This window comes from Oenococcus kitaharae, from assembly GCF_025758695.1.
In the GTDB taxonomy this organism is placed as follows: domain Bacteria; phylum Bacillota; class Bacilli; order Lactobacillales; family Lactobacillaceae; genus Oenococcus; species Oenococcus kitaharae_A.
Map to the genome: position 1 here is coordinate 304,645 of NZ_JANJQP010000002.1, position 26,423 is coordinate 331,067.

General features: G+C 44.2%; 24 protein-coding genes. 11 read left to right on the plus strand and 13 right to left on the minus strand.

What is annotated here, in order from left to right; all coding sequences use genetic code 11:
• Positions 1 to 2: 2 nt before the first annotated feature.
• Positions 3 to 1,661 carry an alpha,alpha-phosphotrehalase gene (gene treC / locus NRF22_RS04940; protein WP_263779464.1) on the plus strand — a complete coding sequence of 553 codons (1,659 nt, stop codon included), beginning with the start codon at positions 3 to 5 and terminating at the stop codon, positions 1,659 to 1,661.
• Between the two features lie 29 nt (positions 1,662 to 1,690).
• On the opposite strand, the gene treR is transcribed toward treC, so the two are convergent.
• On the minus strand, positions 1,691 to 2,416 hold the full coding sequence (gene treR / locus NRF22_RS04945; RefSeq protein WP_263779465.1) for a trehalose operon repressor: 726 nt from the start codon (positions 2,414 to 2,416) through the stop codon (positions 1,691 to 1,693).
• A 227-nt stretch (positions 2,417 to 2,643) separates the two neighbouring features.
• On the opposite strand from treR, the gene NRF22_RS04950 reads away from it, so the two are divergent.
• Complete coding sequence (locus tag NRF22_RS04950) at positions 2,644 to 4,263, plus strand: peptide ABC transporter substrate-binding protein (protein WP_412178720.1); 1,620 nt, start codon at positions 2,644 to 2,646, stop codon at positions 4,261 to 4,263.
• A gap of 46 nt (positions 4,264 to 4,309) precedes the next feature.
• Here NRF22_RS04950 and NRF22_RS04955 read toward each other — a convergent pair whose 3' ends face one another.
• From NRF22_RS04955 to NRF22_RS04970, 4 genes are all read right to left on the minus strand, one after another.
• Positions 4,310 to 5,266: an ABC transporter permease gene (locus tag NRF22_RS04955; RefSeq protein WP_263779468.1), complete on the minus strand. Its 957-nt coding sequence runs from the start codon at positions 5,264 to 5,266 to the stop codon at positions 4,310 to 4,312.
• Positions 5,263 to 6,393 (minus strand): ABC transporter permease, encoded by a 1,131-nt coding sequence (locus NRF22_RS04960; RefSeq protein WP_263779469.1) that lies wholly within the window; start codon positions 6,391 to 6,393, stop codon positions 5,263 to 5,265. Before NRF22_RS04960 ends, NRF22_RS04955 begins: the two co-directional genes overlap by 4 nt.
• A complete protein-coding gene (locus tag NRF22_RS04965) occupies positions 6,390 to 7,967 on the minus strand; it encodes an ABC transporter ATP-binding protein (protein ID WP_263779470.1) in 1,578 nt (525 codons plus the stop codon). Before NRF22_RS04965 ends, NRF22_RS04960 begins: the two co-directional genes overlap by 4 nt.
• A gap of 62 nt (positions 7,968 to 8,029) precedes the next feature.
• Positions 8,030 to 9,115 (minus strand): BMP family lipoprotein, encoded by a 1,086-nt coding sequence (locus NRF22_RS04970; RefSeq protein ID WP_263779471.1) that lies wholly within the window; start codon positions 9,113 to 9,115, stop codon positions 8,030 to 8,032.
• A 339-nt stretch (positions 9,116 to 9,454) separates the two neighbouring features.
• Here NRF22_RS04970 and NRF22_RS04975 point away from each other — a divergent pair, with 339 nt between their 5' ends.
• The 4 genes from NRF22_RS04975 (at position 9,455) to NRF22_RS04990 (ending at position 12,222) form a co-directional block, all read left to right on the plus strand.
• The gene (locus NRF22_RS04975; protein WP_263779472.1) at positions 9,455 to 10,288 is read left to right on the plus strand and encodes a metallophosphoesterase; all 834 of its coding nucleotides are present in this window, start codon (positions 9,455 to 9,457) and stop codon (positions 10,286 to 10,288) included.
• A gap of 92 nt (positions 10,289 to 10,380) precedes the next feature.
• Complete coding sequence (locus NRF22_RS04980; protein ID WP_263779473.1) at positions 10,381 to 10,977, plus strand: cadmium resistance transporter; 597 nt, start codon at positions 10,381 to 10,383, stop codon at positions 10,975 to 10,977.
• A gap of 9 nt (positions 10,978 to 10,986) precedes the next feature.
• Positions 10,987 to 11,352, plus strand: a complete 366-nt coding sequence (locus NRF22_RS04985; RefSeq protein WP_263779474.1) for an ArsR/SmtB family transcription factor — start codon at positions 10,987 to 10,989, stop codon at positions 11,350 to 11,352.
• A gap of 96 nt (positions 11,353 to 11,448) precedes the next feature.
• Positions 11,449 to 12,222, plus strand: coding sequence for a glucose 1-dehydrogenase (locus NRF22_RS04990; RefSeq protein WP_263779475.1), 774 nt, complete (start codon positions 11,449 to 11,451; stop codon positions 12,220 to 12,222).
• A 103-nt stretch (positions 12,223 to 12,325) separates the two neighbouring features.
• Here NRF22_RS04990 and NRF22_RS04995 read toward each other — a convergent pair whose 3' ends face one another.
• From NRF22_RS04995 to NRF22_RS05010, 4 genes are all read right to left on the minus strand, one after another.
• Positions 12,326 to 13,369: an aldose epimerase family protein gene (locus NRF22_RS04995; protein WP_263779476.1), complete on the minus strand. Its 1,044-nt coding sequence runs from the start codon at positions 13,367 to 13,369 to the stop codon at positions 12,326 to 12,328.
• Positions 13,370 to 13,401: 32 nt separating this feature from the next.
• Positions 13,402 to 14,877, minus strand: a complete 1,476-nt coding sequence (gene galT, locus NRF22_RS05000) for a UDP-glucose--hexose-1-phosphate uridylyltransferase (RefSeq protein ID WP_263779477.1) — start codon at positions 14,875 to 14,877, stop codon at positions 13,402 to 13,404.
• Positions 14,878 to 14,903: 26 nt separating this feature from the next.
• Positions 14,904 to 16,076, minus strand: coding sequence for a galactokinase (locus NRF22_RS05005; protein ID WP_263779478.1), 1,173 nt, complete (start codon positions 16,074 to 16,076; stop codon positions 14,904 to 14,906).
• A 171-nt stretch (positions 16,077 to 16,247) separates the two neighbouring features.
• Positions 16,248 to 17,261 (minus strand): LacI family DNA-binding transcriptional regulator, encoded by a 1,014-nt coding sequence (locus NRF22_RS05010; protein ID WP_263779480.1) that lies wholly within the window; start codon positions 17,259 to 17,261, stop codon positions 16,248 to 16,250.
• A gap of 211 nt (positions 17,262 to 17,472) precedes the next feature.
• Between NRF22_RS05010 and NRF22_RS05015 the strand changes: the two genes are divergently transcribed.
• A complete protein-coding gene (locus NRF22_RS05015; RefSeq protein WP_263779481.1) occupies positions 17,473 to 19,398 on the plus strand; it encodes a glycoside-pentoside-hexuronide (GPH):cation symporter in 1,926 nt (641 codons plus the stop codon).
• Between the two features lie 262 nt (positions 19,399 to 19,660).
• Entirely contained in the window at positions 19,661 to 20,842 is a 1,182-nt protein-coding gene (locus tag NRF22_RS05020) for an MFS transporter (protein ID WP_263779482.1), read from the plus strand.
• Positions 20,843 to 20,845: 3 nt separating this feature from the next.
• Here NRF22_RS05020 and NRF22_RS05025 read toward each other — a convergent pair whose 3' ends face one another.
• The gene (locus NRF22_RS05025) at positions 20,846 to 21,580 is read right to left on the minus strand and encodes a type 1 glutamine amidotransferase (RefSeq protein ID WP_263779483.1); all 735 of its coding nucleotides are present in this window, start codon (positions 21,578 to 21,580) and stop codon (positions 20,846 to 20,848) included.
• Positions 21,580 to 22,941 carry a MurT ligase domain-containing protein gene (locus NRF22_RS05030; RefSeq protein WP_263779484.1) on the minus strand — a complete coding sequence of 454 codons (1,362 nt, stop codon included), beginning with the start codon at positions 22,939 to 22,941 and terminating at the stop codon, positions 21,580 to 21,582. The genes NRF22_RS05025 and NRF22_RS05030 overlap by 1 nt, the downstream gene beginning before the upstream one ends.
• Before the next feature lie 48 nt (positions 22,942 to 22,989).
• Between NRF22_RS05030 and NRF22_RS05035 the strand changes: the two genes are divergently transcribed.
• Complete coding sequence (locus tag NRF22_RS05035) at positions 22,990 to 23,604, plus strand: thymidine kinase (RefSeq protein WP_263779485.1); 615 nt, start codon at positions 22,990 to 22,992, stop codon at positions 23,602 to 23,604.
• 81 nt (positions 23,605 to 23,685) lie between these two features.
• Positions 23,686 to 24,111 carry a hypothetical protein gene (locus NRF22_RS05040; protein ID WP_263779486.1) on the plus strand — a complete coding sequence of 142 codons (426 nt, stop codon included), beginning with the start codon at positions 23,686 to 23,688 and terminating at the stop codon, positions 24,109 to 24,111.
• A 27-nt stretch (positions 24,112 to 24,138) separates the two neighbouring features.
• Here NRF22_RS05040 and NRF22_RS05045 read toward each other — a convergent pair whose 3' ends face one another.
• The gene (locus NRF22_RS05045; RefSeq protein ID WP_263779487.1) at positions 24,139 to 24,690 is read right to left on the minus strand and encodes a biotin transporter BioY; all 552 of its coding nucleotides are present in this window, start codon (positions 24,688 to 24,690) and stop codon (positions 24,139 to 24,141) included.
• The gene (locus NRF22_RS05050; RefSeq protein WP_263779489.1) at positions 24,683 to 25,672 is read right to left on the minus strand and encodes a biotin--[acetyl-CoA-carboxylase] ligase; all 990 of its coding nucleotides are present in this window, start codon (positions 25,670 to 25,672) and stop codon (positions 24,683 to 24,685) included. Before NRF22_RS05050 ends, NRF22_RS05045 begins: the two co-directional genes overlap by 8 nt.
• 266 nt (positions 25,673 to 25,938) lie before the next feature.
• Between NRF22_RS05050 and fabZ the strand changes: the two genes are divergently transcribed.
• Positions 25,939 to 26,403: a 3-hydroxyacyl-ACP dehydratase FabZ gene (fabZ, locus tag NRF22_RS05055; RefSeq protein WP_263779491.1), complete on the plus strand. Its 465-nt coding sequence runs from the start codon at positions 25,939 to 25,941 to the stop codon at positions 26,401 to 26,403.
• Positions 26,404 to 26,423: the final 20 nt, after the last annotated feature.

Below are 26,423 nucleotides of genomic sequence, written 5' to 3' on the forward strand. Positions count from 1 at the left end.
TTATGAAGGAAACACAATCTACATTTGCAAATAAAGTTGTTTATCAAGCTTATCCAAAATCATTCAAAGACACTAATGGGGATGGTATCGGTGACTTGCGCGGAATTATTGAAAAACTGCCCTATTTGGCCAAACTGGGTATTGATTATCTATGGCTGAACCCGATTTTTCCTTCGCCACAGCGCGACAACGGCTACGATATTAGCGATTATTGTGCGATTGACCCGGTCTTTGGCACGATGGCGGATTTTGAAGAGTTAGTTGCTAAAGCGGCAGCCGATCACATCAGCATCATGATGGATATGGTCTTCAATCATACGTCAACGGCGCATATATGGTTCCAAAAAGCTTTAGCTGGTGACAAAAAATATCAGAATTACTACATTCTGCGTCCTAAAAAAGCCGATGGGTCGGCTCCGACAAGTTGGGAATCAAAATTTGGCGGCAGTGCTTGGGCACCTTTTGGCCATACTGATCTGGATTACCTGCATTTATATGACGTTTCGCAAGCTGATTTGAATTGGCGGAATTCAGAAGTCATTGCCGAATTAAACAAGGTCCTTAATTTCTGGCTGGATAAAGGCGCCAAGGCTTTCCGCTTCGACGTGATCAATGTTGTCGGTAAAGATCAGGAACTGTTGGATGATCCGCATGGCGGCAACGGCAAAGCCATGTATACTGATCGTCCAATTGTGCACGACTATCTGCAGAATATGTATCGAGATGTCTTTGCTAAACATCCAGAAGTCATCACAGTTGGCGAGCTGAGCTCGACAACTGTCGATAATGCCATTGCCTATACGGCAGCTGGCAGACATGAATTATCCATGGCCTTCAGTTTTCACCACTTAAAAGTGGATTATGAAAATGGCAATAAATGGACGAAAATGCCCTATGATTTTGAGAAACTGCGTCATATTCTCCATGAATGGGGCAAGGGCCTTTCTGATGGTGGTGGCTGGCCGGCTTGGTTTTGGAACAATCACGACCAGCCGCGGGCGATTAACCGTTTCATCAAAAATCCTCAGTATTATCATCTCGGTGCAGCGATGCTGGCGGCGGCCATTCATCTCAATCGCGGCACACCCTATATTTATATGGGTGAAGAGATTGGCATGACCGATCCTGATTTTAAGTCGATGTCTGATTATGTCGACGTCGAGTCCCAAAATGCTTATCAAGAACTGCTGGCTAAAGGGATGAGCGCCGATGACGCGTTTGCGATTGTCAAAAGCAAGTCGCGTGATAATTCTCGGATTCCGATGCAATGGAACGCAGACGAGTATGCCGGTTTTTCTGATCATAAACCCTGGTTGGCTAACGGTGATTTCCAGCAGGTTAACGCTGCTAAGGACTTGGCTGATCCTCAAGGGCTCTTCCAATTTTATCAGCGCTTGATCGCTTTAAGAAAGCAAGAAACCGTGATAGCACTGGGTGATTATCAACCGATGTTTGCTAATGTGCCTGAGGTCTATGCTTTTAAACGCCAGCTGCAAGATCAGCATCTACTTGTCGTGACACATTTTGGCGAAAAGGCTGTCACGGTTGATTTGCCAAAAGAAGCCCAAGCAGGAAGCCTGCTGCTGGCCAATTATGCAGATAGCAGAATGGCTGACAAGTTTGTCTTGCGCCCTTATGAAGTCATTGCCATTAAATATTGATTATAAAACCCAGTCTTTGCAACTGGGTTTTAGTTTATCTTTTGGCGTCTGGAAAATTCGTGAAACTGAAATTTATCCGGGCGATGGCGGCTGATCGTATGCTGAAAATAAGTCGTGTCAGCTAAATGGACACGACTTTCAATTTGAATCAGTCTATTTTCGTATTTGGGCAGATCCGGCATCAGTTTACGGTCCTGGTCAGTTACGAGTGTGGCAGTGACGGATTTTTCGGCGTAGGCGATCTTCAAGCCGACTTGGTTTTCCAAATAGTCATAGATCGAGGCGGCAGCGATTTCGGGTGTTAACTTGCTGACGATTTTTTGATCAAAGTAATCTTCATCAATCACACTGGGAGAGCCATTGATGAATCGAACGCGAACCACATGATAAAGCCTGCTGCCTATCGGAAATGCGGTCAATTGATGATTGGCCGCCGTGGATTGTATTTCTTCAAAGACGGCGACTCTTGTGCTGGCATTGAGTTTTTGCCCTTGTTTGAGTTCTTGAAAGCTTGTCAAACCGGAAATAGGAAAATTAATCAGATTGTGATGCAGGACTTGCGAACCGCGGCCATGCTGCTTTTGAATATAGCCATCTTCACCAAGCCGTAACAGAGATTTTCGAATGGTATCCCGCGAGCAGTTGAAACGATCCGCCATTCTGCTTTCACTGGGCAAAAAGGAACCGATCGGATATTTATCTTGGATAATTTCGGTTTTCAATTGTTGATAAATTTCTATATAGCGCGATGTCATGTTGCTGCTGCCGGTTTTTGAGAGGCGATTTCTGTTTTTAATTATACTGGAAAAAATCATTTTGCAAATGTTAGCGGCGTATTTGCCCCACGTTGAACATTTTTTTCAATTGATTTGATTCTCATGTATTTTCGTGGTTATAATAAAGGAATTTTATTTTCGACATGAATTGAGAAGGAAAGGAGTATTCAAATATGATTTTAAAAACAAGAGGACGCGCCGCTTTGATGACAGGGCTGTTAATTACCAGTTTGAGTGTTTCGGCGGCAGTACCACTGGCAGCCCAGGCTAAAGAAAGGCCGCCATTGTATTTTTCAATGCCGACCGATTTAACGACAATGGACACAGCTTTGATGACTGATGCTTATGCTGACCAAATTGCAATCAACGTGCAGGAAGGCTTATTAAGCCGCCAAGCAAATGGTCAGATTAAGGCTGGCTTAGCTGAAAAATGGTCGCATAGCAGCGACGGCAAAACATGGACTTTTAAATTACGAAAAGGACTCAAATGGTCAAACGGGGATAAGCTGACAGCCTCCGACTTTGTTTTTGCCTGGCGGCGAATTGTCAATCCGAAGACCGGCAGTCAAGCGGCCTATAAATTCTTGGGAATCAAGAACGCCGATGCTATTCAAGCGGGCAAGATGTCAGCCAGTTCTCTGGGTGTACACGCTAAAGACAGCCGGACTTTTGTCGTTGAATTGGATCACCCGATGCCGCAATTCGAGCTGGAAATGGCTGCACCGCAATTCTTCGCTCAGAACCCTAAGGTTGCACGCCAATACGGCAAACAGCTGGGTACAGCCTCGAATAAGCAGGTTTATGACGGCCCCTATCGTTTGACTGGCTGGAATGGCACTAATGGTTCTTTCAGCTTGATTAAAAACGACAACTATTGGGACAAAAAACATGTTAAGACAGATAAGGTTATCGAGACAGTCGTTAAAGAGCCTACGGCAGCTATCGGACTTTATAAAAGAGGCCGTTTGGACTTGACGCCGCTTGGTTCTCAACAGGCTGTTGCGGCCAATAAGAACCGGTCGGACTTTAAGACCTATGACGGCAATGCCAGTTTTTACCTGGAATTCAATCAGACCGGCAAGACAAAGGGGCTGACTAATCGCAATATCCGCCTTGCCTTGAGCCGGTCAATCGACCGGCAGGCGATTGCTGATCAAATATCAGGCGGCATGTATAAGGCTGCCACTGGGCTTGTACCTGTTGGTGCTGGCGGCAAAACGGCCGATGGCAAAGATTTTGGGACTGTTGTGCGCAAGCAGACAGGCCGTTACTATCGTTACAATCTCAAGCAGGCTAAAAAATTGTTCAAAAAAGGGATGAAACAAGCAGGCTTGACAAGTTTGTCCCTTTCTGTGGAAGCAACGGCTGAAAATCCTGTTTCTAAGCCTGAAGTTGATTATCTTCAGCAGGCATGGCAGCAATTGGGGAACGTCAAAGTGTCTGAGAAATTTGTACCTTTCCAGCAGCGTCTGCACGATCAGCAGAACCAGAATTTTGATGTGATGGTCGCGGGCTGGTCATCTGATTATTCCGAGCCGACTGGTTATCTGACTTTGTTTACAAATAATGGTACTAACAATGATGGCAAGTGGCAGTCAAAGACCTATACAGATGCCTTTAATCGGGCTATGGATCAAGATGCTTTGAACAGCAAAGCCAGGACGAAAGATGAAGTCGATGCCGAAGTCGCTTTGGCCAAGGATGCAGGTGCGGCACCAGTTTATTGGAATGCTTACCCAAGCCTGGTTAACCCGAAATTGAAGGGACTGCAGAACTTTAATTCTGGTGATTCCTTCTACTACAAGTACGCTTATGTTAAGAAATAAGTTTAGCTATCAAAAAAGCGGTTTTCCCAGGAAAACCGCTTTTGTTTTATTCTGATTTGATGTAATTAACACCATCTGCTTTTGGTGCTCGTGTCTTGCCAAAGAAGATTGTCAAAATGATGATTGTTAACACATAAGGGAAGATCTGCAGCCAAACTGACGGTACCTGATTGATTAAAGGAATTTGTGCGCCGATAACCGATAAGGACTGTGATAGGCCGAAGAACATGGCTGCCAGCATGGCCCCAATCGGATTCCAGCGGCCAAAAATCATGGCAGCCATCGAAATAAATCCTTGACCAGCAATCGTTGAAACAGCGAAGTTCAGCGCGATTGATTCGGCGTAAAGGGCACCACCGATACCACCAAGAATGCCGGAAATCAGGACACCTTCGTAACGCAGCCGAGCAACATTCAGACCCAAAGTATCAGCGGCCTGAGGGTTTTCACCGACTGACCTGAGTCTTAAACCGAAACGTGTTTTATAGATGATGTAAAAGGTTAAGAAAGCAACCAAAATGGAAAGCAAAGCTGGGTAGCTTGTGTTATGGAAGAACAGTCGGCCTAGAATCGGAATACGATCCAGCAGAGGAATATCGGAATAACCAAAACTCTGGCTAATCTGGTCTGTCTGACCTTTGCCGTAGATAACCTTAATTAAAAAGACACCTAAGGCCGGCGCAATCAGATTGATAACCGTACCGGAAACGATATGATCCGCGCGCAAAGTGACAGTCGCAAGTGCGTGCAGCCATGCAATAGCCAAACCAACGATGGCACCGACAACCAAGCCCAGCCAAGGTGTTAATTGCCCAAGGCTGTTGCCGAAAGACAGGTTGAACACAATCGAACTGAAGGCACCCATGGTCATGATACCTTCGAGGCCAACGTTGACCACGCCGCCTCTTTCAGAAAAAGTACCGCCGATTGCTGTAAAAGCCAAAGGAGCCGAGTAAATGATGGTGGTACTAATTAACAAGGCTAAAATTGATAAGATATTCATGCCTGTGCCTCCTCAGTTTGGTCTGTTTTCTTAGGCTTTTTACCCTTCGGACCTTTTCCAGAACCGGCAGAGGCGGCATCAGCTGCCTTGATCTTTTTAATTAGGAGCTGAATCAAATAACTGGAACCGACAAAGAAAATAATCAAGGCAATGACAATCGAAACCAGTTCGGTTGGTACGCCTGAAATGTTGGGCATACCGGATCCGCCAACCGTGAGGGCGGAGAATAAAGCTGCTGCCAAGATAACACCGATAAAGGAGCCGGATCCTAACAGAGCAACCGCCATGCCGTTAAAGCCTGTTTCTGGTGTCGAGTTTTGAACAAAGACGTTGCCATAATGGCCCAGTCCTTCCGTTACACCACCTAAGCCAGCTAAGGCACCGGATAAGGTCATTGCCCAGATCTGTGTTGCTTTTTCATTGATACCGGCATATTTAGCCGCATCAGCATTTTTACCGACGGCTTCTATCGAGAAACCAAAGGTCGTTTTTTTCATAATAAACCAGACTAGGATTGTCACGATCACGGCAATAAAGATACCTGCAGAAATGGAGGACTGATTGGTTAAATCCGACAGCCACTTTATTGCGATGCTGCCGTGATCACCAACTTGGTTAGTCGAATCAGTTGTTTGCCTGATGGCCTTTGGAAAAGATGTGATTGCACTATTGCCAAGGTAGAGAATAACATAGTTCAGCATAATCGTAATGATGACTTCAGATGCGCCAAATTTCGCGCGCAGGTAGCCGGGAATCAAGCCAGAAATGCCGCCAAGTATGACACCAAAAAGGGTTGCACCGATAATAATCAGGAAATCTGGTAATTGTGGGAAGGCTAAGGCAAACCAAACGCTCCCCACCCAAGCGGCGTAGAGTTGGCCGGACATACCAATATTGAAAAAACCAGCCTGTTGCGCAACCAAAAAGGATAAACCGGTCAAAATAAGCGGTGTCATCTGTGAGAAAATTTCACCAATATTTTGTGGCGTACCAAAAGCTGTGGCAATCAAAGAACCATACCCGCTGAAGGGATTGTAACCGAAGATCAGCATAATGATGGCACCGGCAACTAATCCGAAGACAACAGATAGAACCGCAATCAATGCTTTGTTGTTAGTTTGTGTCATTGTTTGGCCTCCGCTTTGGTTGCTGATAATTCCTGTCTTGCTTTTTGCAGGCTCATGCCCGTCATCATAAGGCCCAGTTCTTCTTTGCTCGTCTCTTTGGCATCAACGGTACCGATAATTTTGCCGGATGAGATGACGGCGATTTTATCAGCTAAATCTAAGATTTCATCGAGTTCGAAGCTGACCAGCAAAACAGCTTTTCCGAGATCTCTTTGTGAAACGAGCTGTTTATGAATATATTCAATCGCGCCGACATCTAGTCCACGAGTCGGCTGAGCTGCGATGACAATTTTTGATTTTCGGGATAATTCACGAGCTAAAACGGCTTTTTGCTGATTACCGCCAGAAAGAGCCCCGGCTGGTTCTTCAATAGAAGTAATCTTCACATCGAATTGATTGACTAGTTTGCGTGCATGGTCTGCGATAGCTTTCCATTGGAGGACGCCCATTTTGGCGTAAGGCGACTCATAATAATTTTGGATGACCATGTTGTAAGCCAGAGACATGTTGACTTCTAGGCCATGACGCAAACGATCTTCAGGAATATGTGCGGTACCGGATTGAATAATTTTCCGAGGAGATTTATTCGTGATGTCTTTGCCGTCCAGTGTGACCTTACCAGATTGTATATGGGTCAGGCCCGTAATTGCTTGGACCAACTCTGTCTGGCCATTACCATCGATGCCCGCAACACCAATGATTTCACCCGCATGGATATCTAGGGATAAGTCATTGACTTTGGTGACGCCTTCAGCGTTTTGAACAGTTAGATGTTCAATATCAAGAATGTTTTTGCCAACTTGGGCCGGCTTTTTTTCTGTCGTAAAGGAGACTTTGCGGCCAACCATTTTTTCGGCCAATGTGACTGCAGAAACATTTTTCGCATCAAATGTTTCATAAGATTTGCCGGCACGAATGACCGTTACGCGATCAGCAGCCTGCCTGATTTCTTCTAGTTTATGTGTAATCAGAATAATTGCCTTGCCCTCAGCCGCCAGATTTTTCATGATCGCGATTAATTCCTGAATTTCCTGCGGTGTCAAAACGGCAGTAGGTTCGTCAAAAATCAGGACATCAGCTTGGCGGTAAAGTGTTTTTAAAATTTCAACACGCTGCTGCTGGCCGACTGAAATATCGGCTGTTAAAGCTTCTGGATCAACAGCAAGTTTGTATTTATCAACGAGTTCCTGAATTCTCTGTTTAGCTGCCTTTAAATCCAAGGACATGCCCTTAGTGGTCTCGGCACCAAGGATGATGTTTTCAGCCACTGTGAAGGCATCTACGAGCATAAAGTGCTGGTGAACCATACCGATACCGAGCTTGGCTGCGGTCGCGGGATCTTTGATTGTGATTTTTTGACCGCGCAAAAAAATCTCGCCAGAGGTCGGCTGCAGCAGACCTGACAAGATATTCATCAGTGTAGACTTTCCAGCACCGTTTTCGCCAAGCAAAGCGTGAATCTCACCAGCTTTAACATCTAGATTGATATCATCGTTGGCGGCAAAATCACCGAATTTCTTGACAATGTGCTTCATTTCGATTGCAGGAATGTCCTGCTGGGTTTGATTTACCATGCTTTCCTCGTGTCTCCCCAATATGTAGGCTCACCGCCGTAAAGCGATGGGCAGGATTAATCTTATTGTACCGAAGCGTAAGACTTTGGATGAATAGGTACTTTAATTGCGCCTGATTCGATCCGCTTCTGCTGAGCTTGAACAGCTTGCCAAACACTGGCACTCATTGAATCTCTTGCTAGATAAACACCATTCTGCTTGAAGCCGAAGGTAACAACTTTGCCACCAGGGAACTTGCCGGCCTGTGCTTGTTTTGCAATATCGATCACTGATTGGCCAACTTCCTTAACAGCCGAAGCCAAAGTGAAGTTTGACTTGTTGCCGTTTTTGTCGGTATAAGCGCCATCAGCTTTTTGGTCACGGTCAACACCAATGACCCAAACTTTATTAGCTGCTGTATTCCTCTGGTTCAAAGCTTTCGCTTCAGCAAAGACACCGTTACCAGTACCGCCGGCAGCTGTAAAGATCACATCATCGCCGTTGGCGTACATGGCAGAAGCAATTGTACGGCCTTGGGCTGCGTTAGCAAACGAGTTCGCATATTGAACATCAATACGGATATTTTTGTTGACAGACTTAGCGCCTGCAACATAACCGGCCTGGAACGTATCAATGACGTCACCCTTCACGCCACCGATGAAGCCGATCTTTTGAGTCTTTGAAGCTTTTGCCGCTGCCACACCGGCCAGGTATGAAGACTGTTCGGTCTGGAATGTTACTGAAACGACGTTTTTAACATTTGGAATGACATCATCGATAATGGCGTAGTTAACTTTTGGATTCTGTTTAGCGGACTGCTTAACGACTGTTTCCAAAGAGAAGCCGATTCCGATAATGGTATTGAACTTAGCCTGAACGGCTGAGTTAATATTTGGCCGATAATCAGATTCATCGTTACTCTGGAAATAGTTATATCCGCCATTTCCCTTGGATAAACCTGCACTCTTACCATATTTCTGCAATCCTTCCCATGCAGACTGGTTAAATGAGTGATCATCAATACCACCAGTATCAGTGATGATAGCAACTGATCTCTTTCCAGCTGCGTTGTTGGTGCCTGATTTGCCGCTATTAACGCCAAAGTAAATACCAACCGCTGCGATGATTACGACGACTATTCCAACAATAGTCCAACGAAAACGATTCATAAAACTCTCCTAAACTTTTTTGCTAAATCTTCACACTAATAGCGTTTTGTCCAAAAATATTCGGATTACCACCCTAAACGCGTTACCAATTAGCTTAAATGTAGAATAGCCCAAAAATACACGAACGTTATTTTTTTTATCTTTTTTTCAAAAAATATCAGTCTTCTTGCAAAATTAAAAAAAGTACTGCCAACCGTTGTTACAGACCGATTATTTGTTAGCAAGAAAAATGTCTGATCGAATCTTGTTATGGCTAAAAGCTTGAAAAGATAGATGTAAAAGCTTTGACAATTCTAAAAAGTTCGGAAAAAGCCATTGCAGAATATTAAAATATTCTTAATGAATAAATTTGAAAGGCATAACGAACTCGACAAAACAATTTTAGTCTCTGATATTCACGAAAATTGGCAGGCATTAAGAAAAATTACCCAGCTGCCGGAATTTGGCCAGGACGGTTATACGCTGATTTTTTTAGGTGATTACACTGATAGCAATGGCAATAATTTACACGAACCAATCAAGGTGATTGATTTTATTATGGATCAGGTTGAACATCATGGCGCGCTGGCCATTCACGGCAATCACGACGATATGTTGTATGGTACGGCCATTGGGGATTCGGATAAGTTTTTTAATTGGGGCAGGAATGGTATTTTAGGCAGTCAGAAACGTCTCGGACTAACACCAAATGATATTAATATCGAGCTGACAAAAGAAGAGCTGAACGAAAAGTACGCCCATTATATTGATTTTTTGGATAGGATTCCTTATGGTATCGAAGACCAGCAGCGTTTGTTTGTCCATGCGGGCCTGGATTGGAGCAAACAGGATTACCATGATACTGCTATTGAAGATTTGATCTGGATTCGCGAACCCTATATTTTCAGCAGCGGCATGAAGGCGTATTTGGAAGACCCTAAGAAAAGAGGGGCGATTGATTCTGTTTGGCATCGTAATCAGACGGACAAAGTGATTGTGACGGGGCATACACCGACTTTTCTGCTGACTGGCAATAGCCGCAACCCGATTGCAGCCATGCAGCATGATGCAAGTGATCGTGTTCGGTATGACATTGACGGCGGATCGCATTCTGCTTCAATAGAGGCAGCGTTGAATGTTTTGATTTTGGATAAAGATGGTAGTGAAATCCGTCGGACGCGTTTGCTTGCTTAATTTGCCAAGGGGCTTTTTTATTTATTTATCATATGCTAACATGAGCATATAAACATATGAATAGTTGATCATGTGTTAATCAGAGGCGAGCTATGTTGACAGTTTTATCAGGTGCTTTTCTGTCTTATTTCGGGACGACTTCAGATTACTTTGTCATGTTGTTGGCAATTTTTGGGAAACATAAAAAAAGCCGCTGCCACCGCCGGATTTTCATCGGTGAATTGATCGGCAACGGTATTTTGATAGCGGTTAGTTTGTTGATGGCTTATCTGTTGAAGTTTATTCCGGAAAGCTGGATTTTAGGTTTGCTGGGGTTGTTTCCAATTGCTGTCGGTCTGAAGACTTTCTTCTCCAAAGAAGACGAAGCTGCCAAAGCCAAGGCCTCCGATGCGCATTTGATTCGTGATGTTGTGCTGATGACGCTGACCACCTGCAGCGCTGACAATCTTGCGATTTACGTTCCCTTTTTTTCCAGTGTCAGTTTTAGTTATCTGCCGATGATCTTGATTGTCTTTTTGCTCGTGTTGTCGATTGTTTCTTTAACTGCCTTGAAAATGACGAAGTTTCCACTGATTCGCGGCTTTTTGAATCGCTATGCAGATCTTTTCCAGCTGGTTGTTTATGTGTTTCTCGGTGTCATGATCATGTGGGAATCAGGGACGATGCGGCATTTGCTGTCAATGCTTTAAAATAGAGGTATGTCCGAAAGTTTAAAATTGATCCACCAGGCCAAACTGGATGAAGCGGCTAAAATCGCCAAGGTGCTGGCTAGTCCAACGCGAATCCAGATTTTGAATCTGCTAGAGCAGGATCGTTTGAATGTGGGCGAACTGGTTTCGGCTTTAGGATCGGAGCAGTCAACAGTTTCCCATCAGCTGCAAAAACTACGTGCCTATCAATTAATCAGTCAAGAACGGATCGGAAAATCTGTCTATTACGAATTGGATGACCCGCATATTGTCGACACACTCAATCAGCTTTTGGGTCACGTTGACCATTTGTTGTTAGGCGAGGACCATGCTGGTAAACATGTTTCGGACTGTTTTGACATCAACAAAGATTAAAAATGTTTAACAAGGTATTGCTATCCATATGTAACCGCTTTTAAAAAGTTGTACAATAACACTTGTGAATTTAAAAACAAAGGACGTGTGAATGAGATGACAAAAAAAGTAGCAATTATTACCGGTGGCGGACAAGGAATCGGCGAGGGAATTGCCAAGCGCCTGTCACATGATGGATATGCTGTCATTATTAACGGCCGGACGCAATCCAAATTGGATAAAGTCGCTGAAGAAATCAAGACAGCTGGCGGTCAAGCCGTGACTTTTGCCGGGGATGTTTCGGATCGCGCTGTTAATGTGGCGTTAATTAAGAAGGCTGAAGACGAATTTGGCCGTCTGGATGTTTTTGTTGCCAACGCTGGAATTGACTGGGTGGATAACATTGAAGAAACGCCGGTTGAAGAGGTTGACAATGTCATTAATATTAACCTGAAGTCGCAAATTTGGGCTTTGCAGACGGCACCGCGTTTAATCCGCAAATCGGGTGACGGCGGATCGATCGTGCTGGCATCATCAATTGCTGGTATGGAAGGCTTTGAGATGCTGGGTATTTATTCAGCGACAAAGTTTGCCACACGCGGGCTGGTGCAAGCGGCTGCTAAAGAATTGGCTGTTGATAAGATTCGAGTGAATGCTTATAACCCAGGCATCGTTTTAACGCCAATGTGGGATGAAATCGATCAGCGTTTCTCAGAGCGCAAGAATGTACCTTTGGGATCGACACGCCAAGCCTTTATTGACGGTATTCTTTTGGGACGAGGCGAGGAGCCTGAAGATGTTGCCAAACTAGTTAGCTTTTTGTCTAGCGATGAAAGTGATTATATTACGGGCCAATCTATTGCTGTTGATGGTGGGATCAAGTTTTCTTAATTTGTCTGATCTTTACATTTATGTAAAAGCTTATTATCTGAATTTGCAGATAATAAGCTTTTTTAATAAAAAAAGCCCCCAAAGGGCTTTAAAGAGCGTGTATCTATAGGTGGCAGTATTGATAATCGATGCTGAAAGTCTTTGTGCTGCCGTCTTTAATCACAACATCGCCTAAGCTTGGAATGTTCTCACTGTTAGGTGCAGTTTGAGCTTCCAAGGCCATAGCGGCCCAAGGGCGGGCTGCACCATGATTAAAAGTCAGTCCCCGATCAATTGCATCGGCTGAATAAGCGACAATAGCGTTTCTTGTGGAATAGAGACGGACTTGTCTGCCACTGCTGCGATCCGTGATGACAGCTGCAGAATCAGTGCCAGCGCGATTGTCCGGATCCAGCAAAAAGACGTCGTCGAACCCGCCTTCAGAAGTCGTTTTTTGTAACTGTTCCAACGCTTTGCCCAGGTCTGGCTGATTTTTAAGATCGTAAGGTCCTTGATTTACAATCAGATGACCGTCAGGGGCTTTGCTGGCATCGAAAGCCAAATGCTGATCACTATTCAGCCATAGATTATGCCCTGTGATATCACCAACTTCATCGTCAGCCAGATTGAAATAGGTATGCAGTGTCGGGTTAAAAACGCCATCTGCATGAGTTTGTCTGCCTGCAAAGGTGACCGTTAGACGATCGTCTTCGCTTAATTCATAACTGACTGTCAGCAATAAATCACCAGGGAAACCGTCTTCAGCGGCCGCCATCTGTTTAGATAAAACAATTTTGCCACGGTCATCTGCCTGCTCGACTTGAAAGAATTGAAAAGAAAAACCTTGCGGCCCACCGTGCAGTGAATTGCCGTTTTCGTTCTCTAACAGAGAAATATTTTGGCCGTTCAGTGGAAATGAGGCATTCTTAATGCGGCCAGCGGTGCGCCCAACCACATGATTGAGATAAAGATCATTGTCGGTATAATTGCTTAAATCATCTGACTTTAACAACAGCTGACGCCGTTTGCCGGCATCCAAGACAGAAAATTCTTGCAAAATGCCGGCGAAATTCAGGACAGAAATTTTAGTTCCGTGCTGATTAACCAGTGTATAGCGAATCACTTTTTGCTTATTATATCTGCCAAAAGCATCTTGACGAAAAATCATTTTGAGCTCCTTTTTAAGAGGCCGATTTCGTTTTAAAGTTGTTTAATAAAACGATCAAAGGCTTCTTGACCTTGTGCATTGCGTTTGAAAACACCAGCATCTTCCAAGACGCGAGCAAAGACACGCCCTGCAGCCTGCAAAACATAATCATCTGCTTCTTGGGCATTGCCTGTAAAACTCGCCTTCAATTTTTCAGCCCAGAGACGATGGTAATCAGCCATTTGATTGTCTTGACCGAGCACAAATTTAACCACTTCGGCTAATTCAGTCTTCAGTCTAGCTGGTAAGATAGCCAATCCCATGACTTCAATCAGGCCGATATTTTCTTTTTTAATATGCTGGACATCTTGATGCGGATGAAAAATGCCATCAGGATATTGGCTGGAAGTCTGATTGTCGCGCAGGACCAGGTCCAATTCAAATTGGTTGTCTCTAAAGCGCGCAATCGGTGTCACTGTATGATGTTTGGTGCCTTGGCTTTCTGCACGCACATCAACCGACTCATCGGAATAGTGCCGCCAGCTGTCCAAAATATGTGCGGCTGCTTTGACTAGATCAGCTTGATCTTTGCCAGCCAAACGAATCACAGACATGGGCCATTTCACGATACCAGCTGAAACACCGGGAAAGTCTGTCAAAGCAAAAGTCTTTTCTACTTGTGCTTTGGCCATCGGAAATTCGTGCCGGCCGCCTTGATAATGGTCGTGGCTTAAAATCGATCCGCCGACAATTGGCAGATCAGCATTGGAACCAACCGTATATTCAGGAAACTTGGTCACGATCGACAAAAGGTTATTAATCGTGACGGCGTCAATATGCATGGGGCGGTGTACTGGCGCAATAAAAATCGCATGTTCATTGAAATAAGCGTAAGGCGAATATTGAAAGCCCCAAGTCTCGTGATTTAAGGGCAGACGCACGATGCGGTGTTCAGCACGAGCCGGATAGCCTAGACGCCCTGAATAGCCTTCGTTTTCCATACATAACTGGCAAAGCGGGTAGCTGGTCGAAGCTTGTCTTCCGGCTGCAGCAATGGCTTTAGGATCTTTTTCCGGTTTGGATAAATTGATTGTGATTTCTAGATTGCCATAATCCGTTTTTGTCTGAAAAGCGATATTTTTGGCAATTGCTTTAGTTTTGATGTAGTCGCTGGCCTTGGATAAATTAAAGAAATAATCTGTAGCTGTGTTAGGTGACTGTTTGTATTTTTCCCAGAAAATGTGATTAACCGTGCTGGGTTTTGGGACCGTGAAAGCCATTAACTCAGAACCTAAAATTTCTTTATCTGTGAGTGAGTCTTCAATTTTTCCATTCGCGACGGCTGTTTGAAGCAGCTGATCACGCACCTGCAGGATATCTTTGTCAGAAATGCCAGTCGGAAAATCTTGATGTTCTTCACCACTTAAGGCATAAATCCGATTGACTAAATATAATTTATCCATCTCTGAATAAGTACGGCCGCAGCCGATCACCAAATCCGCAAAAGTCTCCGCTAAATTCTGCGTCATTAAAAATCCTCCATAAAAATGTTGTTTTAATCTACTGCTTTTGAACCGTCGCCGATCTGTGCAACGTAGAAACCGGCACGATAACCGAATTTCTTAAAGTAACGGTCGCCAACGACTTGTTTGACTTGATCCACTTTATCTTTGTCAACAAGGGCGATTGCACAGCCGCCGAATCCTGCACCAATCATACGAGCACCTAAAACACCTTCCTGCTGCTGAGCTGTTTCGGCTAATGTGTCCAACTCATCACCAGTGACCACGTAGTCATCTTTCAAAGACTTATGAGAACGGTTCATTAGTTGGCCGAACTGTTTGAGATCGCCCCTTGTCAGTGCATCTTTAGCCAACAGGGTCCGCTGATTTTCATAAACAGCATGGCGTGTACGCTTAATTAAGGTCTCATCAGCGATCAGATCCGTATTTTTATCAAATTCGCTGATGCTCAATTCGCCCAAAGATTTGATAGGCAGCTTGCTCTGCAGTCTTTTCAGTGCTTCTTCGCATTGCTGACGGCGCTCATTATATTTGGAATCTGCCAATTTGCGCTGCTTGTTTGTATTCATAATCAAAATCACATTATCGCCAAACTTAGCCGGTACCAATTCATAGTCCAGTGTATTCGTGTCCAAGAAGATGGCCTGGTCTTTTTTACCAAAGCCGATGGCAAACTGATCCATGATGCCTGAGTTGACGCCAATGAAGTCATTCTCAGCTTTTTGACCGGCTTGAACCAGCTGCAAGCGTGTAGTTTTCAGATCGAATAAATCTTCCAAAACAACACCGATCAACAACTCTAGTGAAGCTGACGAGGATAGGCCCGAAGAATTTGGCAGATTGCCCTCTATGGCCAGGTCAAAACCGTTAGGAATCTGGAAGCCTTCCTTCTCAAGGGCGAGAATCATGCCTTTGACGTAATTGTCCCAGCTGTTGTTAGGACTTTTTTGTATTTTATCCAAATCAAAACTAACAACACCTTGTTCTTCAAAATTGCCCGAATAGAGGCGAACTGTCTGATCTTGTCTTTTGGATGCAACACCATAAGTGCCCAATGTAATTGCAGCTGGAAAAACATGTCCGCCATTATAATCCGTATGTTCGCCGATCAAATTAATGCGTCCAGGCGAGAAAAAACGCCGCTCTGGTTTAGCTGAAAATTTTTCTTGAAAAATAGTCTCTAATTTTGTATAAATATCCGTCATGAATAAAACTCCAAATTTCGTCTCGAAATCAATACTTTCTAACAATGCGTGTTTGCAGGTGTGATTTATCTAACTGCCTACTCAGCTTCTCTTTCCTACTGAGATATTTTTTGTAAACATTTAGTAAATCCGAAAAGTAGTTTACCACAAAAACGCATTACAAGAAAGCGCTTACTCATTTTTTTGAAAAGAATCTCGATAGATCAGCCGACTGGGGATAGTGACCCACTTAGTCCAAGTTCGACTGCTTTGGGCGAGTTCGCTGGCTTGGCTGACGGCGCTTGCGCCCAGCGCGTGCTGGGGCAGATTTACGCTGGTCAAAGAGGGACTCAAATAGGCAGCGGTATCTAAGTCATCAAAGCTGGCCAGAACCAAGTCTGTTCCAATCATGAGGCCGCTCTCCTGCAGTGCTTTGATGGCGCCGATTGCGATCACATCCGAAGCAATTAATAAAGCATCACAAGGCTTGTTTTGCTGCAGTAGTGCTTTGACCGCATCCACGCCGGCAGCAGACGACCAGCCGCCCAGTATTTCGTTGCTCTCAAGCTGCTGTTGGGACATCCATTTTTCATAGGCGATTGTCCGTGGATCCTTGCTGCGGTTTTTGATTTGGCCATCCAGGCCAATTCGTTCGTTAATCCCGCCGATAAAGGCAATATGCTGACGGCCGCTTTGTTTGAATTCGTTTAAAATTCTCTCGGTCATTTCCGCTAAATCCGGATTGACGGAATCGATATCGGCTAATCGATCTCGGGAATCAACAAGCACCAGATTCGGGTTGATTTTCTTGATTTGCCTAATGGCCGAAATAGATAGGTCGCCGGTCACGATGACGGCCGAATATTGGCTTAAATCAATATCTTTGAGGCCATCGGTCAAGCGAAAAATACCCGCAATTGTGACTCTGCTTTGTTTTGCGGCCTGTTTAATGCCTTGGTGGACGCTGCGCCAATAAGGGTCGTCGACCTCTCTTTGCTCGGACATGCTGGTAACAACAGCAATCGTGGCGACGCTCTTTCTTCTTTGCTCGCGATTATTTTCATAATTCAGCTTGCCCGCGATTTGTTTCACTCGTTTGCGCGTACTTTCAGTCACAGATAAAGTCGGATCTGAATTTAAGATTCGAGAAACAGTCCCAGGGGACACGGCTGCGAGTTTTGCAATTTCCTTAATCGTTACTGTCATAGTCTAGTTAAATTCATTGTAATATTTTTGTTAGCGCTTTACTTAAGCCACATGAAAATATGCATTTTTTACAGCTGACAGCGGGTGTTTCAAATTTTTTTAATAAACATTTAGTAAAAAACTTGACTTTTATTTTGGAAGCGCTTACTATAATTTGCAGGTTCTATCCCTACAAATGTTTGGCAATACAACCTGGATTAAGGAGAGTTTTATGGAAAAAACAAAGAAGACAGTAACTTCGAGGCTGTCTTATTCTTTTGGTGCTTTTGGCCATGACATGTTTTATGCGACCTTGTCGACCTATTTCATTATGTTTGTGACATCGCATCTATTCGATAAGGAAAGCGGCGCATCAGGTGCCCGCATGATCGGCTATATTACGCTGATCATTATGGTACTGCGTTTTATCGAATTGGCGATTGATCCCTTTATTGGCAATACGATCGATAATACGACAACGCGTTGGGGCAAATTCAAGCCTTGGGTCGTTGTTGGCGGTACTGTTGGATCGATTGCACTGACATTATTGTTTACAAATCTCGGCGGGTTGAATATATCTAATCCGATCTTGTATTTAATTATTTTTGCTGTTTTGTATATCACGATGGACGTGTTTTATTCTTTTAAGGATATCGGCTTTTGGTCAATGATTCCGGCTTTGTCATTTGATTCTCGCGAACGTGAAAAGACAGCGACATTTGCTCGTGTTGGTTCAACGATCGGGGCGAATATTGTCGGTGTAATTGTCATGCCGATTGTGCTTTTCTTCTCTTTGAACAGCAATAACGGGCAGGGAGACAATCGTGGCTGGTTTGCTTTTGCCTTAATTATCGGCTTGGTCTCCTGGATTTCAGCCATTGCAGTTGGTTTAGGAACTAAAGAAATTGATTCTGATCTGCGTAAAAACAAAGAAAAGACCTCGCTGAAGGACGTTTTGCATGTTTTGACGCGCAATGATCAGTTGATGTGGCTGTCTCTGTCTTATGCTTTTTATGCAACTGGTATTCAGATCACGAACGCTCTGGAACTGTATTACTTTACTTATATCTTGGGTAACGCCAGCCAGTTTTCAATTCTAGCTACGTTAAACACCTTTATCGGCTTGCTGGCCGTCTTATTGTTCCCGCCGCTGGCCAAAAAGTTCAATCGTCGAAACGTCTTCTTCATTTCGATTGCTGTCTTGATTGTCGGTATTGCCGTGTTTACGATGGCTGGCAATTCTCTACTGCTGGTTCTGATCGGTGCTGAACTCTTCTTTATTCCACAGCCATTGGTTTTCCTAGTCGTTTTGATGACAATTACGGATTCTGTCGAATACGGCCAATTAAAGTTCGGACATCGAGACGAAAGCCTGACTTTGTCTGTTCGCCCTCTGCTTGATAAGCTGGGCGGCGCGATTTCAAACGGTGTTGTCGGTATCACGGCTGTTTGGGCCGGCATGACGGCTGGTGCTTCTTCTCATACAGTCACAGGTCAGGGAAGTACGATCTTCAAAATTATGATGTTCGGCCTGCCTTTGCTGCTAGTGGCCATTGCCACGATTGTGTTCTTTAAGAAAGTCACTTTGGATGAAAAAGCACACGCCAAAATTGTTGATCAGTTGGAAAAAAGCTGGGGCAAAAACTTCAGTGACAGCAAGGAAAACGCTAGGGTTCCCGTTGCTGCATTAAAAGAAGGTGAATTCGCCTACTATGCGCCGATTTCCGGTGATCTCGTACCCCTGAAGGATGTCTCTGATCCGACTTTTGCTTCCGGATCCATGGGTGAAGGTTTTGCGATCAAGCCCAATGATGGCCGGGTTTATGCACCTTTTGACGGTATCATTCGAACGACTTTCTCGACACGGCATGCCGTCGGGATGGTTTCTGATGACGGTATTGCCAGTCTGATCCATATCGGAGTTGGGACGGTGAACATGCGCGGGACTGGTTTTATTAATTACTTCGAAAGCGGCCAGCATGTCAAACGCGGTGATTTGCTGATCGAGTTCTGGGATCCAGCCATTCAAAAAGCTGGCTTCGATGATACCGTAATTGCTGTGATTACGAATTCTAACAGCCTGTCGCATTTTGAACTCGTGAAAAGCAGCGGCCAAGTCACTAAAGATGATCTGATATTAAAGCTAACTAAAAAATGATTTTTGAAACATCCGATTGTGCGGATGTTTTTTTGTTAAAATAAATCTAATTCATAGGAAAGGCTTTTCTATTCTTGGCGGCTTGGATTAGTTTACAACACGCAATAATCAATGTTTTAGTGCTCAAGGGGACAAGTGTCTCTTTTTTTAACGCATTCAAATAATTATTGCTGTTAGTCCGAACTATAAACACTTGATCAGTGGTCGGCGATGAGCTGACCACTTTTTTATTGGCGGTCTGACATGCTCTTTGGAGTGTCATATGGACAATAAAATAATTCGCCAAAATCTCTACAAAGGCTATATCTACCAATTTGCTAGTTATTTCGGTATCACAAGCCTTTGGGTTATGTACTTGGGGCAGCAAGGTCTGTCCTTATGGCAGATGGGCCTCTGTGAAAGCATTTTTCATATTGCAAGTTTTGTGTTTGAACTGCCAACAGGTGTTTTAGCCGACCGTTTCAAATACAAAACCGTTCTGGTTTTCGGCCGGCTGATGGCTCTTATTAGCGCAGTTATCATGCTGTTTGCCAATAATTTCTTTTTCTTTGCTGTCTCCTTTATTTTCAGTGCCTGGTCTTACAATATGCAGTCCGGCACGATTGATGCCCTGATGTATGAATCATTGGACCCAAAGGATCGTCATGGCCGATATCCGCATGTGGTCAGCGTCAGCAATTCTTTAATCGAAGCCGCTAGCACAATCGGCGCCATGTTAGCTGCTGTTTTTGTGCATTGGCATTTTCAAATAACCTACTGGATTGAAATTGCCTGCGCCATCATCGCCGGTCTGGCAGCTTATAGGATGCATGAGCCGATCCGACAAAATGATCGTTTAGCCACGGAACAGCCGCGCATTTGGTCCATTATTAAAGAATCGGCAAAATTTTTATATCAGACCAAACAGCTTCAGCATCTGATGCTGATTGAGGCTGTGTTTTCCAGCATTTGTACCTGTTATTATTACTATTTCCAGTCTCTGATGGCCGACTATCATTTCAGCAGCTGGTTAATTTCGTTTTTGATGCTGGTTTCAGCTGTTACCAACATTGCTGCTGTTCAGATGACGCCCTATTTGCAGAGCCGTTTTTCTCAAAAACATTTAATTTTTGGTCTTAGTACTCTGCTGACATTGTGCCTGCTGCTGACATGGGTTAATTGGATTCCGACTTTAATCGGCCTTTATTTAATTGTCAACTTGCTGGCTGCAGCTGTGGAACCGTTATTCAGCAATTACAATAATCAATTAATTCCGAGCGGTCAACGAGCGACCCTGATTAGCACGGCCAGCATGCTGTTCTCTTTATCGATGATTGTTGTTTTTCCATTAGTCGGTTATTTAATCCAAATTGTGAATTTTTCGATGGCTTTTGGTCTACTGGGATTGATCTTTTGTGCCCTATTATTTTGGGAAACGTTGGTCACCAGAAAACAAGCTGCTTGATTTTTAAAAACTTTCAGTTGGGATCGCGGCTAATTTGCCTTGCCAATCAATCTCTGGATAGCGTTTTGACAGCGCGTTTTTCAGGATGCGCTTGGCTAAATTACCATTACGCGTCAGAATCGGCCCGTGAAAATAGGTGCCGTAGACTTGTCTATAAATTACGCCCTCTGTCTGGTCATCGCCGTTATTGCCGTTGCCGGAAATAACATGACCCAGAGCTTTTTCGCCCTCGCCCAAAAAAGTACGGCCCTGATGGTTTTCAAAACCATGATAGGTTTCGCCGTTTTCGTTATTTTTAATTTCGATATTGCCGATTAGGCGTTTGCCGCGCATACCATCTTTTAATTCAGGCGAATTGAGATTAACAGTATGATGCGACATGACGCCGATACCGTTGATGACTTTGCCATCCGCAAATTCCATGGTCCGGCCTAATAATTGGAAACCACCGCAAACAGCCAATAATGATCCGCCTTGTTCGATATAAGCTTTGATTTCCGCTGATTTGCCCGGCAGGTCTTTAGCGGTCACGGATTCTTCGTAGTCTTGACCGCCGCCAAAAAGCACGAAATCATAATCGTCAGCCTTAAATGTGTCATGGAGCGAAACGAGATGATAATCGACGGTCACACCAATTTGTTTAGCATAGTAAGTCAAAGCGATCACATTGCCGTAATCGCCGTATGTATTCATCAAATCACCATATAAATGTGCAATTCGAAGCTTATAAGCTGTCATTAAAAACTCCCTTTTGCCAAGCCGGCTTTGGTTAATTCTGCTCGGAACATGAGCATGCTCGTATATGTTGCGGCTACGTAAGCATTTTTCGTTGGCAGGGCTTTAATGCGGTCAATCAGTTTGCCAAAATCCTGTTCGACAATTTGGTCGGGGAAACCGGCCATTTTCAAACGGACGCTAAAATCTTGATAACGCTGGCCGCCAACGATAATTTTAGCCAGTTTTGTCTCATGGAGACGTTCGAATTCCGCGTCAAAAATCCAGCTGGTATCAATCCCATCAGCGTAATTAGCGTTTAGCAGCGTAACGAGGCTGAAGGGCTGGGGATCGCTGATCATCATGTCGATGACGCTGTTAGCACCGACGGGATTTTTAATCAGCACAATCGTGACAAGGTGGTCGCCGATGTGCAGCTGTTCTTGACGGCCGAAGATACGTGAGTCTTCATTAAGCGCAGCGAAAATTTGATCAGCGCACAACCCGAATTCACGGCCCAAAGCATAAGCAGCCAGCGCGTTATAAATATTGTAGAGACCGCCTAAAGGCAGTGTGAAAGCATGCTGATCAATTTCAAAATCAGATTTAGCTGGCGTTAGCGAATCGACTTTGGTGACGGCGTATTTCAGATCGGGCCGTTTGAAACTTTTATCAGGCGTAAAATAGCTGCCCAAATTGGCGTAAGTCAAATAGTGGTAATGCAGTACCTGATCATCGGTCGGAGCCAAAATGCCGTCCGTGTTCGTTGGTGCGCGGTGGTCGCCAGTCTCGGGACGGTCGGCGAAACCAAAATAGACAACTGGATTGGGATAGGGTTTGCGTGCAAAAATCGGAGAATCACCGTTGGCAATCACTTCAGCTTTTGGGCTGCTATTGATACCATCGGTGATTTTTTCATAAGTTGTATAAATTTCGCCATAGCGATCCATTTGGTCGCGAAAAATATTTGTCAAAACAAAATGACTGGCCTGCAGACTCTGAGCCGCTGCTTTGACGTTAGCTTCATCGACTTCTAAGACAGCGATTGGCTTTTGTCCCTGCCGATTAGCCTGACGGATTTGAGCAGCGTGGGCCATAATTGTGGCGACGATACCTTGAATCATATTGGAACCGGATTTATTTGTAATAATCAAGCGGCCGCTTTGAGACAAGACACGCGCACAAAGGGCAGTTGTCAACGTTTTACCATTTGTGCCTGTGATAATCACGGTCTGGATTTTGTTGGCAAATTCTTTTAAAATAGCTGGATCCAGCTGATAAGCGATTTTGCCGGGGAGCGAGGTACCGCCGCGATGAAGAATTTTATGTAATAGTATGTAGCTTGTCGATCCGGCAAACAAGGCGAATTTGCTTCTAATAGTCATAAACAAATTATAGACTAGCATAAAAATATCACTGATATAATTGGAAACATGACACAGCTATTTTTTGAATATGGTGCTATGGGATCCGGCAAGACAATCGAAATCCTGAAGGTAGCACATAACTATGAATCACAAGGCAAGAAGGTCCTACTGATGACGCCCGATGTTGACGACCGGGCTGGTGTCGGCATTATTGCCAGCCGTATTGGCTTAAAACGCGAAGCGATTGCGATTCATAAAAAAGACAATCTCTTTGACGAAGTAGCTAAGAACACGGAGGCAATTTCTGCTGTTTTGATTGATGAAGCCCAGTTTTTAAGCGCTGCGCAGGTTGATCAACTGGCAGAAGTTGTTGACGATTTGAATATTCCTGTCATGACTTTCGGCTTGCGTCAGGATGCTTTTAATCATCTCTTTCCTGGTTCCCAACGGCTTTTTGAAATCGCAGATAAATTAGAAGAGATGAAAACGATTTGTACCTTCTGCGGCAAAAAAGCCATTACACAATTGCGTATTGTTAATGGCAAACCACAGTATGCCGGTGACCAAGTTTTCATTGGTGGAGATGAGGCTTACGTGCCTGTCTGCCGCAAGCATTGGCATCATCCTGATAAAAAGCGCCTTGCAGAGCTATTTCCTCAAAAAGATCAGCCTGCTGACTAAAACAGATTGTAGTGGAATTAATTAAATAATGATTTTATATATCTCTTTTTGTTATAATTTGCAAGCAAAAGGAGTTTTTTTATGAAAAAGAATCCTATTAGCACTTATTTATTGCTGCTACTCTTGCTAGTGTCAACCTTTTTAACACATAGTGGTCACGGCGACGCGGCGAATTTTTCGACCCGTCATGAAAATTACTGGCAGTTTATTTCCACACCGACTTATCTGCTTCCTTTTTTTCTACTTGTGATTTTTCTGCTGCTGGCCTTATTTTGGCAAATTAAGCAGGCAGGTAAAGTTGTCATGATGATGGTCGGCCTAGCGTTAGTTGTCCATCTCGCGATCTTATTGTCGGCGATTAGCCCCTTTTTTCCAGCGTTGCTGCAAGGCAGATTCGCATCAGCCGCCGGCATCTTTTTCACTTATACCTGGGGACTATTGATTGACCTGCTGCTGGCTGTGATTTTGCTGGTCATGCTAGTTCGTAAAAATATCGTCAAAGATTAAAAAAACAGGCTCAAGGCCTGTTTTTTATTATTTATTAATCGGATTTAATTTCGGTAGATAACGCCAAGACAGCATTGTGATACCGCAGATGATTGTAATTTTGATCAATCCCGGCACTAGAAAAGGCAGAATGCCGTTTTCTATGGCAGCCGGCAGTGTCATTGGCGCGGCAAACATGAGCCAGACAGCTCCGATAATTAACTGAATCGTGGCTGCTGACAGATTGGCAATACCTAATTGCCAACTATTATGATCACGATTGATCAAACGAACCAGCAGGATGTAGACTAAAAATCCCCAGATATAACCGCCAGTCGGTCCCAATAGAACACTCAGGCCGGCGTGGGCGTTAGCGAAGACGGGAAGTCCTAACCAGCCCATCAGGATATAGATTGACAAGGACTCAATCCCGACAGTCAAGCCGAAGATACTGGCAATTAGGCCAACAGCCAAGGTCTGGCCTGTAATCGGGACCCAGATTAATGGGATTGTGATTTGCGAACTGAATCCTAGGAAAATAGCTAATAAGAAAGCCAGTCCGATCTTTTTTAAATTGTTTTGAATGGTGAATTTATCCATGATATAACCTTTCTTTTAAATTTACTTTTGTAATTTCGCCAGCCGTAAAATGCCGTTGTTGGCCCTTGCTGTCTTCTAGTACCAGCTCAGCGGCGTCATCGATTTGCCGGACAGTACCACTGATTTTTTGATGATTCAATTCCAGTACAACCTGATGATGCAGGATATAGGAATGCTGTCGGTATTCGCCTAGGAAATTAGTGCTTTTATATGATGCATATAGTCCGAAAAACTGATTGATCAAGGCAGCGATTAAAACATTTCGCTGTTGGCCGTCATCTTGGCCCAGGCTGCCGGCCTTGTTTTGTAAGGAAACAGGCATGGGGCTCTGCGGTTCGGCTACGTTAATCCCAATCCCGACAAGCAGAGCACTAATTTGGCCGCTTTCCAAGTCCGTCATTGCTTCAGACAAAATCCCGCCGCATTTTCTATCCTGAAATAGGAGATCGTTGACCCACTTGTACTGGATTTGAATACCAAAAACTTCTTTAATAGCACGCCCGCAAGCAACGGCAGAAGCGGTCGTTAACAGGCCGGGTATCACGGTCTCACCTTGTTTCAGCGGCAAAGCAAAAGTCATATAAATCCCGCTGTTGGCCGGTGAAAAAAAGTTGCGGTCACGACGGCCATGACCGTTGCTTTGCTCGTTTGCAATGATAACTGCTGGCTTTTTTAAGCCCTCAGCCAGCATTTTTTTGGCTAGTGTATTAGTCGAATCGACGTTTTCAAATAGATGCAGCGCGACGCCGGCAGGTATTGTCAGAAGACTACGGATAATCTTTTCGTCTAAACGGTCATTCGCTGATAATTTGTATCCTAAGCCATGTCTGCTGTCGATGAGATAACCCTGATTTTTTAACGTATTAAACGCCTTCCAAATCGCCGTTCGGCTGATAGCTAATTGAGTTGCCAGTTCATTTCCTGAACGCCATTCTCCTGGATGCCGGCTGAGAAATGCGAGCAGGGTCTCACTTGTTGACAATAAAAATCACCCCCATTTGTTAACCAATTGTCAGGTATAAGTTGACCATTGTCAAGAACTTTTTATTTGATGTTCGAATTACTTTTATTTGTTTTTAATAGGAAAATTAATTTGTAATTTTTTCTTTTGTATGCCTTTATTTGGGCATAAATGATATTTTTATGCGTTTTTGGAAGTGCTTGAGGTTTGACAATACGCAGAGCTGTTGCTAAGATACAAAGCACAAACACTTTGATGTTTGAAATAAATTTGAAGGAGGTTGACTGTTGTTATTAAATGCTCGACAAATCGCTGATTTGATTCCTAACCGATATCCGATCGCCTGGATTGACGGCGTTACGAAATTTACACCGGACGAATCAATCACGGCCGTCAAAAATATCACGGTCAATGAACATTTCATGCAAGGGCGGCAAGACATCACAGCCGTTCCGAATATTTTGATTATCGAGATGCTGGCTCAAGCGGCTTCCATATTAATTCTGAAGTCCCCGAAGTTTGCGCATAAGACTGCCTACTTAGGCGGCATTCACTCAGCACGATTTGTGCGCTCGCTGCTTCCAGGTGAACAGGTCGAACTCAGTATTGAATTGACCAAAGTGCGTGAAAACATGGGTGTCGTCGACTGTACGGCATTGGTGGGCACAGAACAAATTGCGAGTGCACAGCTTTTGTTCGTTGTTTCACCCGAGGAGACAGCTTCACCGGAAAAGGACGAACTTGTTCATTAAAAAAACGCGGGTGACAGCGT